This window comes from Rhodohalobacter mucosus (assembly GCF_003150675.1).
GTDB classification, from domain to species: Bacteria; Bacteroidota; Rhodothermia; order Balneolales; family Balneolaceae; genus Rhodohalobacter; species Rhodohalobacter mucosus.
In genome coordinates, this window is sequence record NZ_QGGB01000001.1 from 13,015 (window position 1) to 29,139 (window position 16,125).

The 16,125-nt window shown below is 48.6% G+C and carries 8 protein-coding genes; 4 read left to right on the forward strand and 4 right to left on the reverse strand.

Annotation, left to right across the window (positions count from 1 at the left end; all coding sequences use genetic code 11):
• Positions 1 to 3: 3 nt before the first annotated feature.
• A complete protein-coding gene (locus DDZ15_RS00065) occupies positions 4 to 5,130 on the forward strand; it encodes an invasin domain 3-containing protein (RefSeq protein WP_109643612.1) in 5,127 nt (1,708 codons plus the stop codon).
• A gap of 6 nt (positions 5,131 to 5,136) precedes the next feature.
• Here the strand turns inward: DDZ15_RS00065 and porD are convergent, their stop codons facing one another.
• Positions 5,137 to 6,036 carry a type IX secretion system protein PorD gene (gene porD, locus DDZ15_RS00070; RefSeq protein ID WP_109643614.1) on the reverse strand — a complete coding sequence of 300 codons (900 nt, stop codon included), beginning with the start codon at positions 6,034 to 6,036 and terminating at the stop codon, positions 5,137 to 5,139.
• 74 nt (positions 6,037 to 6,110) lie between these two features.
• On the opposite strand from porD, the gene DDZ15_RS00075 reads away from it, so the two are divergent.
• From DDZ15_RS00075 to gltB, 3 genes are all read left to right on the forward strand, one after another.
• Positions 6,111 to 6,935: a hypothetical protein gene (locus DDZ15_RS00075; protein ID WP_109643616.1), complete on the forward strand. Its 825-nt coding sequence runs from the start codon at positions 6,111 to 6,113 to the stop codon at positions 6,933 to 6,935.
• A 106-nt stretch (positions 6,936 to 7,041) separates the two neighbouring features.
• The gene (locus DDZ15_RS00080; RefSeq protein WP_158278560.1) at positions 7,042 to 9,018 is read left to right on the forward strand and encodes a ComEA family DNA-binding protein; all 1,977 of its coding nucleotides are present in this window, start codon (positions 7,042 to 7,044) and stop codon (positions 9,016 to 9,018) included.
• 231 nt (positions 9,019 to 9,249) lie between these two features.
• The gene (gltB, locus tag DDZ15_RS00085; RefSeq protein WP_109643620.1) at positions 9,250 to 13,701 is read left to right on the forward strand and encodes a glutamate synthase large subunit; all 4,452 of its coding nucleotides are present in this window, start codon (positions 9,250 to 9,252) and stop codon (positions 13,699 to 13,701) included.
• 16 nt (positions 13,702 to 13,717) lie between these two features.
• Here the strand turns inward: gltB and trmB are convergent, their stop codons facing one another.
• The 3 genes from trmB to DDZ15_RS00100 form a co-directional block, all read right to left on the reverse strand.
• Positions 13,718 to 14,377, reverse strand: a complete 660-nt coding sequence (gene trmB, locus DDZ15_RS00090; protein WP_109643622.1) for a tRNA (guanosine(46)-N7)-methyltransferase TrmB — start codon at positions 14,375 to 14,377, stop codon at positions 13,718 to 13,720.
• A 191-nt stretch (positions 14,378 to 14,568) separates the two neighbouring features.
• Positions 14,569 to 15,204, reverse strand: coding sequence for a pyridoxamine 5'-phosphate oxidase (gene pdxH, locus DDZ15_RS00095; protein ID WP_199222836.1), 636 nt, complete (start codon positions 15,202 to 15,204; stop codon positions 14,569 to 14,571).
• Positions 15,205 to 15,215: 11 nt separating this feature from the next.
• Positions 15,216 to 15,797: a thioredoxin family protein gene (locus tag DDZ15_RS00100; protein WP_109643627.1), complete on the reverse strand. Its 582-nt coding sequence runs from the start codon at positions 15,795 to 15,797 to the stop codon at positions 15,216 to 15,218.
• Positions 15,798 to 16,125 lie beyond the last annotated feature (328 nt).

Below are 16,125 nucleotides of genomic sequence, written 5' to 3' on the forward strand. Positions count from 1 at the left end.
CATATGAGTAAGCCCCTATTCACAAAAATGTTTGTTTTTGGACTGGCATTATTGTCTGTGATAGGAGGGGTACGTGAAGCAGCTGCACAGGATGTGATTCAGGCCTCGGGAGGAACCATTATTTCCATCGATACGGTGATTGACGGCGTTTTTACATCAATCAGCGGACCCACCATTCGTGAAACCAGCGCAGGTCAGCTTTCCAATAATGGAACCATCGTACTTACACTGCCCTCAGGATTTGAGTGGAATTCTTCACTCACAGGAACCAATATTATCGTGGATATCGCACCTGTTGGAGCTCAGAATACCGGCTTAAACGTCGTATTTGAATCGATATCCGCAACGGAAGCAACATTTCGCGTAACATCCGAAAGCCGCAGCCGGGGCGCAGGGCAGGGGCCCGGTCGGGTGACCATCAGCGGCCTTGAACTTATTCCAACCACTACCAGCGTTCCAAATACCGGACAAATCACCAATACCGGCTCCACAGGCCCGACCGGCGTGAATTATGGCAGTTTAAGCACGATTCCGGGAAGTATTGAGGAGGTAAATGTTGAAACCGTCGCTGACGGAACCGGCAGTATCGTATCGGCACAGTCGCTACTTGCAGCCGAGAGTCTTGAGGTATTTGCAATTGCACGAGATGCGGGAGGTAATTTTATTGAAAATATAGCACTTGGCGGAGCATCCGACTGGAGACTTATCAACATCACCGGGAACCTTGATCAAAGCAACCTGACCCCTGCCGCTAACCTTCGCAGTGCCACCTTTTCCTCCAATTTAACCGGATCTGCGAATATTGAAGCATTTTTCAGCGGTGCTATTTTAAATCCCTCGGGCACAATCACTGTTCTTCCCAGAGAAGCCAGCCAAATGGTTATTCAAACTCAGCCTTCAGAAAATGCTGTTGCAGGAGTTCCATTTGACAGGCAACCGGTGATTGAACTGCTCGACTTTTTCGGAAATCGCGCAACAGTAGACAACTCCACAAATGTATCAGCAGCCATTCTAAGCGGTGGAGGATCCCTTCTTGGCACGTTAACGTCTACCTCTGTGAACGGCCTTGTATCATTCGGCGATCTTGCACTAACGGCTGCCGGAAACATTACACTGGAGTTTTCGTCAGGCTCTCTGAGTTCGGTCATATCGGATCCGATCACGGTAGAAGCTGGAGCTCCATCACAGATGCAGTTTTTAACACTGCCACAAAATGTTACAGAGGGAATCATTATATCACCTTCAATCACAGTCGGTCTGTATGATGCTTTTAACAATCCGGCTCCTGTATCCGGAATATCCATCAGCCTGGCTCTGGAAAGCGGGTCCGGCACCTTTACCGCCAGTGATCAGCTAACGAATGCAGCGGGTGTCGCTGCCTTTGACGACGCCGTATTCGCTACGCAGGGAACCAAAACCATCAGGGCATCAGCAGCAGGCGGCTCCATTGCAGATCAGATTAGCGGTGATATCACGGTTTTGGGTGACGATCAGGTCTCCAATTTTCTTATCGAAGCAACAGATGGTTCGGCAATCGGCACACAGACTGCCGGCGTACCTTTTGATGTGCGCATAACGGCTGTCAACGGTTCCGGAACAACTATTACTGATTTTACGGGCACAGTGGATATTACGTCGACAAGCTCAATTGCAAGCGGGGGCGGAACCACAGCGGCTTTTACAGCTGGTGTACTGGCCGCCCATACCGTTTCCCTGACCACGTCTGGTGAGCATACCCTGACAGCAACTATTACAGGTGAAACCGTATCCGGCACATCGGAATTATTCACCGTCAACCCTGCAGGTGTTGACTTCGCTTCCTCTGAAGTAACCGCAAATCCGGAACGGATTGTGGCAAACGGTACATCTACATCAGATCTCACGGTAACACTCAGGGACGAATTTGGGAATCAGGTGAACAGCGGCGGTGAAACCATCGAGTTAACCACGACATCCGGTCAGCTAAGTAACCAGAATGTGGCCGGTGAATCGTCTCTTTTTGCGGATGATAACAGTGACGGTACATATTCAGCGACACTCACATCCGCAGACTCGATTGATGTGGCAACCATCACGGCACTTGAAAACAGCACAGCATTTGCTACTACCGATGTTGAGTTTGTTTCCGGTGAGATCAATGCATTTCTGATCACACTGCCAGAGAACGCAGGTGCCCCGGCTGTACAGACTGCCGGTATGCCATTTAACATCTCCGTTGAGGCCGTTGACATAAGCGGCAACCGGATAGTAAGCTTTTCCGGCAATCTCCAGTTTACATCCGAGGCAGACATCAGCAGTGGTGAGACTGCGGTCATTAATAACGGATTTCTTGAAAATCACCCCGTTACCATTACATCCACCGGAGACGATATCACACTCTCAGTCACCGATCCCAGTCTTTTTGGCATCAGCGGTACAAGTGTTCCTTTTGTAGTTGTGGCAAACGATCCGGAACCATCCTTATCGCAGGTATCCGTAAATCCGGCCGTGATCAAAAATAACGGGGTGGATCAAAGCACTGTAACTGTCATTTTGAGGGATCAATTCTTAAATCAGGTATTCGCAGATTATACCTCATCCATTTCTCTATCGTCCATTCAAATTTCAGAAAATGGCATTCCAACCGGTGGAACGCCGGACGCAACGCTGGGTGCACTTACATTTTTCCCTCTCAGCGGGGAATACAAGGCAGACCTTTCGTCAACCACAACCCGGGAAGTAGTGGAAATATCTGCCGACTACAATGGCACCGCACTCCCGCAAAACCCACAGGTCAGCATCGTTGCACCGAACACATGGCAGCCCAGCGGGGCACCTAATCAGCGAAATGACTGGACTCGCACCGAAAACTGGTCTTTGGGAACCGTACCCGGACCCACCGATTTCGTGATCATTCCGGGCGGAGCAGCAGATTATCCCGATCTGGATCTGAATGTCAGTATTGGAAGTATTGAGATAGAATCCGGTGGGGAACTGGTGCTTTTTGGGGGAAATTCAATAGACATATCCGGAAGCGCAGAAGTGAACGGAATCTTTGATATCGAAGACGACACGTTTCTCGATATTCGCGGCGACTTTACCGGCACAGGCTCTTTTTCAACTGGGGTGTCCGTTGAGATTGATCTCGGCGGTGATGTGACCATTGACAGTTTTCTTGCCCGAACAAATGATTCCATCATCCGTTTGAATGGCGAATCGCAGCAGGTAGTTAATTCTCCGAACATTCTTGCCCAACGCCTTGAAGTGCTCAATAATGTTTTGGTTACCACCGGCGACCTGATTGATTCAAATGACATTTTTATATCTGACGGCAATACGCTGGAACTCCAGACCGGGGCTGGCATCACACTCGATGCCACAAATACCATAACAGGTGAAGGAACCCTTCTACTGAACGATAATACACTTGTAGTTCGGGGCAATTTTGATCTGAACCGCGTTGATGCAAGCGAAGGAACCGTCATTTTCGGAATCCGTCTCGACGAAAATTTTGTTGATTTTCCGGATCTTGAACAGCAGCAGATTGCCAACCTGAGTGAAATGAAGAATGTGATCATAAACAACATTAACGGCGTACGAACTTTTCAGGACATTTTGGTTGACGGTACCCTGGTACTTGAAAACGGTGAGCTGATCATTGCATCAGGCAGCAATTTTATAGCTCCAGACATCACGTATAACAACGGTTCACTTACTTTTCAGAGAACCATCAGTCAACCGGGCTGGCGGTTAATGAGTTCCCCCATAACGTCTACATTCGATGACCTTTTTGGAGAACTCACCGTTCAGGGAATCGGCGGAACAACGTTCATTGACCGGCAACCCAATATCCTGTGGTACGACGAATCGGTTGAGGGTACGGATAATCAGCGCTGGAGGGCTCCTGCCAACGTTGCTGACAATCTTGAAACCGGACGCGGTTATTTCTTCTATGTATTCGGCGATGTTCCCGGAGACAGCGACTACAATGATAATCTGCCAACCACGCTTTCCGTTAACGGACAGGAAAACATTCCTGCAGCTGCGGATTTTACGTTTCCCGTTACCTACACCGCGGCAGCTGATACAGGCTGGAACATCGTAGGTAATCCTTTTGGTGCAACTCTGAATTGGGACGACGCGGGATGGACCAAGGAGAATATAGACAATGTGATTTATGTTTGGGACCGCGCGAGCAATCAATACCGATACTGGAACGGAGTAGCAGGCAATCTTGGAAATGGACTCATTGCGCCTTTTCAGGCTTTTTGGGTGAAGGCAAATGCAGAAGATCCGGAGCTCAGTGTGCAGACCGGCGCTAAAACTACCGGTGGTATCTTCAGAAAAGAGAACCGATATGAACAGATCCCTGTAATTGCCCTCGAACTTGAAACCGAGTTTCATTCCACTTCCACTCATTTTTCATTTACTGAAAATGGAAGTTTTGCAACCGATTCGCAGGACGCGTACCGTCTGCTGCCTTTCGAAGCGGACACCTATCTGGAAATCTATTCCCTTTTTGAAGACGGTACCGAACTGGCTGTAAATAACCTTCCCAGGGATTTTGGAAAAACCATTGAAATTCCTGTTCAGGTTGGTGCATTGCAGGATGCAACCTTTTACAATGGGCTGGTAACCATGACATGGTCTGAATTTGAAAACATTCCGGAAAGCTGGACTGTGGAACTTCAGGACAATCATACCGGCAATCGGATTAATCTGCGGGAGACAACGTTTTACGACTTCGAGGTAAGCGGCCAGGGCAAGTCGCTATATGCCATGAACACCGTTGAGAATTTCAGGCTTCTTGCCAAAGCAAAATCGAACTCATCCAATCCGCGTTTCAGTCTTCTGATAACGCCAGGAAGTGATGGAAGCGAGTTTCCTGAAGAGGTAATGCTTGATCAGAACTTCCCGAATCCATTCAATCCCGTTACCTCTATACGTTTCGGACTGCCGGCTGAAGACAGAGTAAGAATTGATGTTTACGATGTATTGGGCCGCAAGGTACTCACCCTTACCGATCAGCGATATCAGGCCGGATTCCATTCAGTTCAGTTTGACGGACGTTCCCTTTCAAGCGGCGTATATCTTTACAGGCTGATTACGTCGGACCGTGTGATGAACAAAAAAATGACTTTTATCAAATAGTATCTGTCACGGATTCTGCAGTCTCTGATATTCAGATGAGTGCGCCGGATCCACATTCTGCAGAAGGGTGAGTGCACGGTTACGCACCTCCCGGTCTGCCTCCATCAGGATTGCCACGATCTCGGTGTACTTGGTTCCGAAGAACAGATCGTACAGATAATTATTTGTTGTGGTTCGCTTGTTGTCGCGGATCAGCTCCAGCGCCGCAATCACCTCCTCTCTGGCCTCTGAAGGATCCGCCGTAAAACGGTCGAGGCCCTGACGGTGATAGCGATAGAGTGCCCTTCTGAAGTCACCGTAGGCGTTACCGGTCAGGTCATTAATAAGGCCGAACCGATTTCGCTGTGAACCGATCGACCGGCCCCAGCCGAATGCGCCGGAATTCTGGCCCAGTTCAAAAATGTTCAGTGCACTGTTATAGAATTGCGTCCCTCCAAGCTCTGAAAACGTATCATAATCCAGTCCCAGCAGCACATAAGCATAAAAATCCAGAAAACTGGTCAGTTCATCGAATAGCAGATCGTCCCGTATCAGGCTTCTGTTCCTGGAATAGTTAAACCGCCAGTTATTGTCACTGATAACCATCACGGTTGAAAACCGGTTACTGTCATAGATAGGCCTGCGTATAGATAGGATAGCTTCCGCACTGTAGTTGAACTGACTGTCTACTCCCGTAAGAAGGATTTGAATGCTGCACTGTATTCGCTCCTGCTCCTGAAACCGGTCATTCGACCATCTGTTTTCATTGAGGTATCTCTCTATTTCCGGTTCCAGCTCCATCACATAGTCATAAGCTGAACCGCTGATCTGACGGTTGTTAACCGAAACGTCGCAGTCAAACTCCTGTGCCTGGGCGGCTAGCGTCCAGCCAAAAGTCAAAACAAATAGGATACAAACTCTGGGCATGGTTCATTGGATTTTATGAAGTATTTGATCATAATAAATGCAGAGTATCAAGGGGAACATAGAAAATCGGAGAAATGAATGTAAACGTCCATGCCGGAATATCGGCAATTCTGTGGACTGTATTGCTTTTCTTCACAGCAGAGGGCACAGTCTACTCTCAGTTCAGTATGGGTGCCGCGCCTGCCACAATGGGTCACACCGGCACCGCGTTGAAGCACTCTTCCTGGGCAGTGTTTAATAACCCTGCCTGGATATCAACGAAAGAGCAGACAGTTTCTTTTTTCGCCTATCGGTTTTCGGGACTTCATGAGCTGACCGATATGGCAGCAAGTGTCACAATCCATGTGCCGTTCGGGGCAGCCGCTGCGGGAGTTCACAGGTTCGGATTTGATCTCTATTCGGAGCAGCGAATCGCCGCAGCATTCAAAAAAGAGCTGGGTGCCCTCCATGCAGGGGTATCAGTGGTGTACCATCATGTATCTATCGGAGGCGGATATGGTACAGCGGGAACAACTGGTGTGCTGGCCGGCATTGGAATAGAGCTAACAGAACAATTGCAGATTGCCGGACGCACAGGGTATCTGAACCGCCCTGAATTAGGCAGTTCCAATGAACCTGTTTATGCCTCAACAGCTGCAGGAATCAGGTACTCTGTATCCGAAAGGGCTTATATCACAGCAGACTTCGTCAAGGACCCTGACTTTCCGCTTTCTGCAAGAGCCGGGATTGAATTCAGGCTGATTGAATCTCTGACAGTGCGCTCTGGCTTGTCAGGCCGGCCCTCCTCCTACGGCTTCGGATTTGGTTACGATCCAGGCCCAATCCGAGTCAATATGGGAGTTCAACAGAATCAACCTCTGGGCATGAGTGCCGCGATGGATCTGATCGTTCCATTCTAACCCACTATATGAAAATAAGATGCCGATAAAGCACTTTTCCTTATTAGTTCTATCGGTCGTGTTATTGGTTCCTCTATGTTTGGCAGCGCGACAGGCAGATTCCGTCATGGTAAATCTGGAACGAGATCTTGAAAAAGCTGTAGAGAACCTTGAGCCGGATGATCCTGATTCCGATCCGGAATACATACTGACTTATCTGCAGGAGCTCGCGGCAAACCCGGTAAACATTAACCGGGCTGATTTGGACGAACTGCTTCTTATACCCGGTTTAAATTTTCGACTGGCGTCGGCCATAGTAACCTACCGTTTGGAAAATGCACCCTTTGAATCAGCAGCAGATCTGATTCGCGTACCCGGCCTGGGTAAAGCGACAGTGAAATCACTTCACCCCTATATCACGGCCGGCAGCAGACAGGAGCAGGCTCGCGATCTGTATCTGAACAGAAAATATTGGCTGAATAACTTGCGCGGAGAGATGATTAGCCGTTACCGCTCCATACTGCAGAAACAGGACGGTTATATCCGTCCCGACAGTCTTGGGGGCTTTCGCGGGGGACCGGTTCATTATTATCAGCGCTTTAAATTTACCAGCAGCAAACTGTCTCTGAATATCACACAAGAAAAAGACCCTGGAGAAGCCGTTACGGGCATCGGCGGCTTTGATTACAGCTCATGGCATATTGCCGTTCAGCAGGCCGGACAGCTGCAGAGTCTGGTTATCGGCGACTACAGCTTGTCATTTGGCCAGGGGCTGCTGTTATGGACAGGCGGCTCATTCGGCAAAAGCAGAGACGTGGTAAAATCTGTTAGCCGAAACGAGCGCGGGGTACGGCCCTATGGCTCAGCAGCTGAAGCTGCCGGGTTTCGCGGTGTGGCTTTCACATACGGAAACAGGCTTCAGATTTCCGGATTTTACTCAAACCGAAAGCGCACGGCTTCTGTCAGGGATTCTGTCCATATCCGGTTTCCTGGTGCATCCGGATACCACCGCACCATTTCCGAATTAAGCAGAAGGCATAATCTGACACAAAAAACCACAGGCGGACGTTTGCGGTACCGGTTCAGAAACGGTCATGCGGGAATAACCGGTTACACAAATCACTTTTCACGGCCTGTCGATCCCGGCAACCTGTCCTATCAGCAGTACCGTTTCAGCGGCCACAGACTCACCGGAATCTCAGCCGATGCCGGTTTGCTTATCCGGGGCTCCTACCTGTTTACCGAAGGGGCTTTTACCTCACATGGCGGAAAAGGCCTGCTTATCGGACTTGAACAGAATTTGGGTCCAAAGACCGACGCCGTAGTGCTGTTTCGCCGTTATGAACAAGACCTGCAGTCCATTTTTGGTGGAGCCTTTGGTGAACAGAGCGGACTGACTTCCAATGAATATGGATTTTACTCAGGTTTAATCCACAAGATTGGCTCGTTCCTGGAATTGCGTGCGTACGGAGATATCTATCATTTCCCCGCCCCCCGATTTCGGACCAGCCGCCCCACATCAGGCAGCGATTATATGCTTCATGCAGATCTGGTTCCGCATCGTAAACTTTTCATCTCTGTTTTGGCGAGGGTTAAAGGGCGTCAGTCAGAATATTACGCCCGTGATGATTATGGCCGTGATGTGCGAATACTGGGCACGGCTGCAAGACAGATTGCCAGAATACAGACGGAGTGGACCCCCACCGGTTTTCTTCGCACCCGGACACGACTGGAACGGGTTCGAGCTGAGACTCCTGAAGGTGTTTATTCCCGGGGAATTCTCTTTTTTCAGGATTTGAGACTGGTTCCCGACAGGCGGGTGAAACTGGATATGCGCATTACACTTTTCCGGACCGACGATTATCAATCCAGGGTTTATCAGTTTGAAAATGATCTGCTTTACGTGATGTCGAATACCATGCTTTACGGCCGGGGAGTTCGGTATTATGCATTGCTGAATCTGAGGACCTTTTCCATGCTCGATATATACGCGAAAGTGTCGACAACCGTGTACAGTGACCGGTCTGAAATAAGCAGCGGCAATTTACGAATCTCTGGCAATCGCAGAAGCGATGCCGGCATTCAGGTACGGCTTCGGCTCTGAAGGTAATGGGCACGAGGGAGTAAACACATTCGGGATATTGCAGAGAGTACAGAGGAGCATTGGACAGACAATTATGCAAGATTAATCTATTAAAGATTTTAGGCTAAAAATCTTTTACGCCTAAATAATAAATTTAAAAGCGCTTCCATAAAAAATTTAATTGCGCCGTGCAACTTAAATGTGATTATTAGTACAGCTAACAGTAATCAGCCTACCCGAATCCGTCCTGATATGCAAGAGTTTCAAAATGTGATTGAGAAGTCGTCGTGCGGTGTCGGTTTTGTCGCCAGCCGCACCCATCATTACAGCCACAAAAATCTGCAACGAGCGCTGTATGCACTCAGCTGTGTAGAGCACCGCGGAGCCTGCAGTGCGGACGGAATATCTAGTGACGGTGCCGGCATTATGGCCGATATCCCGTTTGAAATGTTTGGGTTTGAAAAAGGTGAAGTAGCCGTGGCAACCATTTTTGCTCCTATCGATAAAGAAAAGCGAAGAAAAGCACTGCGTGTATTCGAAGAGACGTTTCAGTTTTATGAACTGAAAGTACTTCATTACCGACAGGTGCCGATTGACACAACCGTACTTGGAGATACAGCAAAAAGCTCCATGCCGTGTATACTGCAGGCGTTTATCCAAAGGCCTGAACACTGCCGCACAGACAGCTCCTTCGACAGGCTGCTCTATACCGCCAAGCAGATGACGCGTACAAAGGAGAAGGATGCGGGAATTGTGCGTGATTTTTTCTTTGCATCCCTTTCGGCGAGAACCATAGTCTACAAGGCTCTTACCAAATCGGAAGCTCTGAGTGACTTTTATCCCGATCTAAAGAATCCTTCCTTTAAAACCCGTTTTGCACTTTTCCACAGAAGGTTTTCGACCAATACCAGAACCTCCTGGGACAAAACGCAGCCTTTCAGAATTATAGCTCATAATGGTGAAATCAATACGATTACAGGTAACCGGTCGTGGGCCATTTCCAGGGAGAAATATCTTGGTGTTCCCAAGGATGAGCTGCTGACCCGTGAACAGATCAGTGATTCAGGCAGTCTCAATGAAATGGTCGAATCGCTGACATACCGAAGCAGTATTCCATTTGTAGAGGATATCCTGGCCATCATGATTCCACCGGCCTCACAGGAGAACGATTATTACAAATTCTGGAGCCGTGCCATGGAACCCTGGGACGGACCCGCGCTCATCTCCTATTCGGATGGTTCATCCATCGGAGGGCGGCTTGACAGAAACGGCTTTCGTCCCTGCCGCTGGATGATTACACGCGATCACCTTTATGTGAGTTCCGAGGCCGGTTCGTTTGGAATAGATGAATCGATGGTTGAATCAAAAGGGTCGCTCCAGGCCGGAAACGGTATCAAGATGGATCTGGATACCGGCAAAATTCATTTTCGTGACCCCAGCTATTCGCGCGAAAACTTTGATGCCGACTTTGAGCACAGACTTGAAAAGTTGTCAGCTATCCCCGTTGAAGAGACGGAACAAAGTTTCGCCAGCATGCATCTGTTCAGGTACACGCGCGAGGAGATTGACAAGCTGCTGGTACCCATGATTACGGATGGTAAGGAACCGATAGGGTCTATGGGTGATACCGCCAGGCCGGCACTTTTTTCGGACCAGCCCCGGTCATTTTTCGATTACTTCTACCAGAATTTTGCTCAGGTTACCAACCCTCCTCTCGATTACATCCGGGAAAAAATGGTAACCAATCTGAACATGTACCTTGGCAAGCGTCCCAATATATTCTCCCCAAAAGAGTTGATTCCACAGTTTCCCGGACTTGAAACTGAAAGCCCGATGCTTTCTCTGGGTCAGATGAAGATGCTAAGATCGATCAATGAGTCCGTATCCAGAATCAAAACGGCTGAATTTGACATGATATTCAACCGGGATCATGGCGAGGTAGGATTCCGGTCTGCCATAAGGGAAATCACAGAAAAAGCCATCAAGGCTGTTCAGAACGGCGCAACCATTCTCATCATATCCGACCGGAATGCAACCTGGCAGCACCCGCCCATTCCCAGCCTGTTCATGCTGCGAGCGCTCGTGAATGCGCTGAACCACTCGGGTTTGCGGCTCAATGCCTCTATCGTGGTTGATACCGCGGAAGTGAAAAACACTCACCATTTTGCCTGCCTGATCGGGTTTGGGGCAACCGCCGTATGTCCGTACAAAGCGCTGGAATATGCACGTTTCAGCGGCAACCGAAAGCTGAAGGGACTGGATGCTGATATAAAGGAAACCAATCTGATCAAGGCATTCAATACCGGCCTGCTGAAAATCATGTCGAAGTCGGGAATATCAGTTGCGCGCAGCTACCAAAGCTCCAAGCTGTTCACCGCACTTGGGATTGGCGATGAATTGCGAAAACACTTTTTCCCGGGACTCTACAGTCCGGTTAAAGGAATCGGCATCAAAGAGATTACGGCTCAGATTCTTGATTATGTGAAAGAGGCCGAACCCCGATCGGAAGATGACAAGCTGATTCACACCTATCAATGGAAAGAGCATAATCGCGACTCGGAAGGTGAAAAACACTCGATGACAAACACGCGCTCAAAGATCATCCATGAGCTGGTAATGAATGGAGGGCCGGGCCTTGATAACCCGGAACTTTACGATGCATATCTGAAGCTTGGAGAGGAATCCGCTCCGGTAAATTTCAGGCATCTGTTTGATTTCAAAATTCCTTTTGAATCCATCGATATTCAGAAGGTGGAAAACCGGAAAGCCATCATGCAGCGCTTTGGATCGGGAGCAATGAGCTTCGGTGCTATCAGTGCTGAATCCCAGCGTGATATATTTCTGGCTATGAAAGAGACCGGAGGACGCAGCAATAGCGGCGAAGGAGGAGAAAACCCCTATTATTATTCGCTGGGTGTTACAGGATCGGTTAAACAGGTTGCGAGCGGACGATTCGGCGTTACGGCAGAATATCTTGTTACCGGAGAGGAGATACAGATCAAAATTGCCCAGGGAGCAAAACCGGGCGAAGGCGGTCAGCTTATGGGCGTCAAGGTAACAGAAGATATCGCTTTTGCACGGCACAGCAATCCTGGCTTCGACCTGATTTCGCCACCGCCTCTGCATGATATCTACAGTATTGAAGACCTCAAACAGCTCATATATGAGCTGAAGCAGATCAAACCCGGCATGAAGGTGAATGTAAAACTGGTATCCGGTGAAAATATCGGTACCATTGCAGTTGGCGTGGCCAAGGCTGGTGCCGACATCATTCACGTATCAGGTGGTGACGGCGGAACCGGAGCAGCAACCCTCACGTCGATGAAACATGCCGGGCTTCCATGGGAAATCGGCCTTCTGGAGGTTCATAAAACCCTCTGTGCACATGATTTGAGAAAGTACGTAGAACTACGTACAGATGGAGCTCTGCATACCGGTGCTGATATTATCAGTGCGGCCATACTGGGAGCTGAAGGTTTCGACTTTGGCAAGCTTCTGCTAATTGCAGAAGGGTGCATCATGGCCCGAATATGTGAAAAAAACACCTGCCCGCGGGGTATCGCCACACATGATCCGAAATTCAAGGCCAAATACAAGGGCGATAAGGAGTATGTAGTTAAAATGATGGGGTACCTTGCAGAGGATGTTCGCAGACACCTGGCTCGTATGGGGTTTACCTCTCTTCAGGAACTGACGGGACGAACCGATCTTCTTAAACTCAAAAAAATTCACCGGTCGCTTGTGGATGCCAGGAAACTGGATCTATCCTACTTCACCGATTATGATGAGTCGCTTCATCAGCAGAAATCTGAAGAGAATCCCTTTAACGAAGAGATCAGTGAATACAATCAGAACATCGTTTCCATATGCCGGTCTGCAGTGGAAGAGGAAGGAAGTATTGCCAGATCATTGAGTATAACGACACAAGACCGCGCTGTACTCTCCACAATTAGCGGTAAAATCGCGGGTAAAACAGCAAGCAAGCGAGCCGAAGAAATCCGCCAAAAGGGCAAATCGGAGACCGATCACAGATTCAACGGTAATATTGAACTCACTTTTGAAGGAAGTGCGGGCCAGGGATTTGGTGTATTTATGACTGAGGGGCTTCACGTTCATCTGTGGGGTGAAGCCAACGATTCGGTATGCAAAGCCATGTCGGGAGGAAAAATGATTATAAATCCATCCAAAGAGGCTTCGTTTAACCCCGAAGATAATGCCATCATCGGCAATTGTGCCCTCTACGGTGCAACCGGTGGAAAGCTCTTTGTTCACGGCCTGGCGGGCGATCGTTTTGCTGTAAGAAACAGCGGATCCGTGGCTGTGGTTGAAGGTACCGGCCTGCATGCTTGCGAGTATATGAGTAACGGTACTGTGGTTATTCTGGGTAAGGTGAGCCGCAATGTAGGTTCGGGAATGACGGGCGGAGTACTTTTTATGCGAAAAAATCAGGCTCACCAGGTAAATGATGAGTACGTTACGCCTATGGCTCCCACCGAAAAGTCTTTCAGACTGCTAAAAAAACTTTTAAATGAATACCATAAAGGTACGGGAAGCCGTACGGCTGCCACTATTCTTGCAGACTGGCAGAATCAGAAAGATAGTTTCCTGATGCTGGTTCCGAAAGGTGTTCTTAGTTCTCAGGAGCAGGTTGACTCAGGTAAGCACAAAGTTGCAACCAAAAGCAATCAGGTGAAATCATCCTGATTATGATGTTCACCGACTAAGGAAGCTGAAACGATACATACCGGATCGTCCTGCCTTCCCGGAGGTGCATCTCTTCATAGAATGTCCGTATGGATAGCAATGCATCATCCGGCCGCTCTTTGTATATGTTATCACAGCGATCCACTATACGGCAGTTCTCCTGTTCAATCACTTCAAGCGTGTAGCTGAAGAGCTCGGGCGAGTCGGTTTTGAGATGAATTACAGAGCCGGGTTTAAGAATATTTTTATAGATGTTCAAAAATTTCGGGGATGTAAGCCGGTTCGACTCCCTCGATTCGCGAAGAAAGGGATCCGGAAATACAATCCAGATTTCATCTACTTCACCCGGTTTAAAATACTCTTCCAGGTGATCGATGAAAATGCGCATAAAATGCGCATTGTTTAGATTCTCCTCAATTGCGGTCTTGGCACCCGTCCAGATACGCCACCCTTTTTTATCTATTCCTATGTAGTTACGTTCCGGATTTCGTCTCGCCAGCTCAACGGTATACTCCCCTTTTCCACACGCCAGCTCCAGCGTTATCGGGTTCTCGTTTTTAAAGATATCTCCGTGCCAGCATCCGCGGGGCTTGGTCTTTTCATCGAAATCGGTGTACTCAAATACGTTTTGAAACCGTGCAACATCTTCAAATTTTTGAAGTTTGTTTTTAGCCATACATAAGAAATTTAATATATCGTCAGATCTGCATAACCTTCTGCAAAAAAACGCCCTTTTTTCCGGATGGATTCCTGTTCGGAGCGGGGCTTTAAGTTCAATTCATTCTTCTGAACTCACGTCGATTTATCGCTGGCTTTGGTGAGGTTTTTGACAGGCTTGAAAATACACTATCGGCCCGGGATGCAGGGTCAGGGTGCAAGGCGCTGACGGTTCCATTCACCCTTCTCCAATCTGTAGAGAATTCTGTCGTGCATACGGCCGGGACGACCCTGCCAGAATTCTATTTCGTTTACATGGATAGCATAACCACCCCAATGATCCGGCCTTGGCACTTTTTTGCCATCAAACTTACGCTCAAACCGGCTAAACAACTCTTCCAGTTCTATCCGGGTATTCACCGGCCGGCTCTGGCTTGAGGCCCATGCCCCGATTTGGCTCTCACGCGGACGTGAGTCAAAATACTTTGTGCTCTCATCTTCTGACACCTTTTTTACAGGGCCAGAAATACGCACCTGCCTCTCAAGTTCAGCCCACCAAAAAGTACATGCGGCATGAGGAGTTTTTTCCAGCTCGGAAGCCTTGCTGCTGCCGTAGTTGGTATAAAATGAAATGGAGTCTTCCTCAATCCCTTTCATAAGAACGATTCGAACACTCGGCTTACCGTCGGGTTTCACCGTAGCAAGTGCCATCGCATTGGGTTCCGTGACCTCCGATTCAAGTGCTTCCCGAAACCACTGCCTGAACAATGGCATGGGTTCGCCCGGAAGACCGGCTTCAAGAAGTCCTGCTTTTGTGTACTGTTTTCTCAGATCTGCTACGTTCACAAGCACTCCGTTTAACCAAAGTAGTCGGGTTCATTACCCGGTTTCCATTTAATATTGCAACCGATACTGGGGGTTTGATCTGTGGGTACGTCTTCTCCCGCAAGAACCAGATCCGTAGCCTCACGAAGATCACTTCCATCAGGATCCACGTCGTTGCCCGGACGCGCATCATCGAACTGACCGCGATAGACCAATTTCATGTTCTCATCAAACAGAAATAAATCGGGTGTACATGCAGCCTTATATGCTTTTGCCACTTCCTGAGTTTCATCATAGAGATAGGGAAACGGATAACCGAACTTCCTGGCATCTTCCTGCATATCCTTCGGTGAGTCATCAGGATACTTCTCAACATCATTAGAGCTTATTGCCACCATTCCGACGCCTTTGGGCATATAGTCCTCAGCATAATCGACCAAAGCCTCTTTTATCAGTTTTACATACGGACAGTGATTGCACATGAAAACCACCAAAAACGCCTTATTGCCCCGAAATCCCTCTTTTATGTAGATATTTCCAGAGATCGTATCCGGAAGTTTGAATGGAGGCGCATCTGTTCCAAGTTCCAGCATTGTAGAGTTCACTGCAGACATAGATATCGTGATTTCATTTCAGATTTATATTCTGATGTTATCAACAAAATATAGTGAAAATTCAGTCCTGCTTCAGCAGTCAACTGCACTTAAGCTCGCTGAGAAAAGGCTACAGGATATCCCTATGTCCCGGGACTGTGAACTGCACGCGGCAGATGCGGGAAGCAATGAGTAGCATTGGACATTCCTCTGAGATCAACAATCGGCAATCTCCAATCGCATATCCCCCAGGCTTTCACCCGGGGCTATTGATGTTTAACGCCTCCGGCGTTGGAAGGCTGATCCACGTCCGGTGGCAACAGGCGACAGGCGACAGGCGACAACGGGA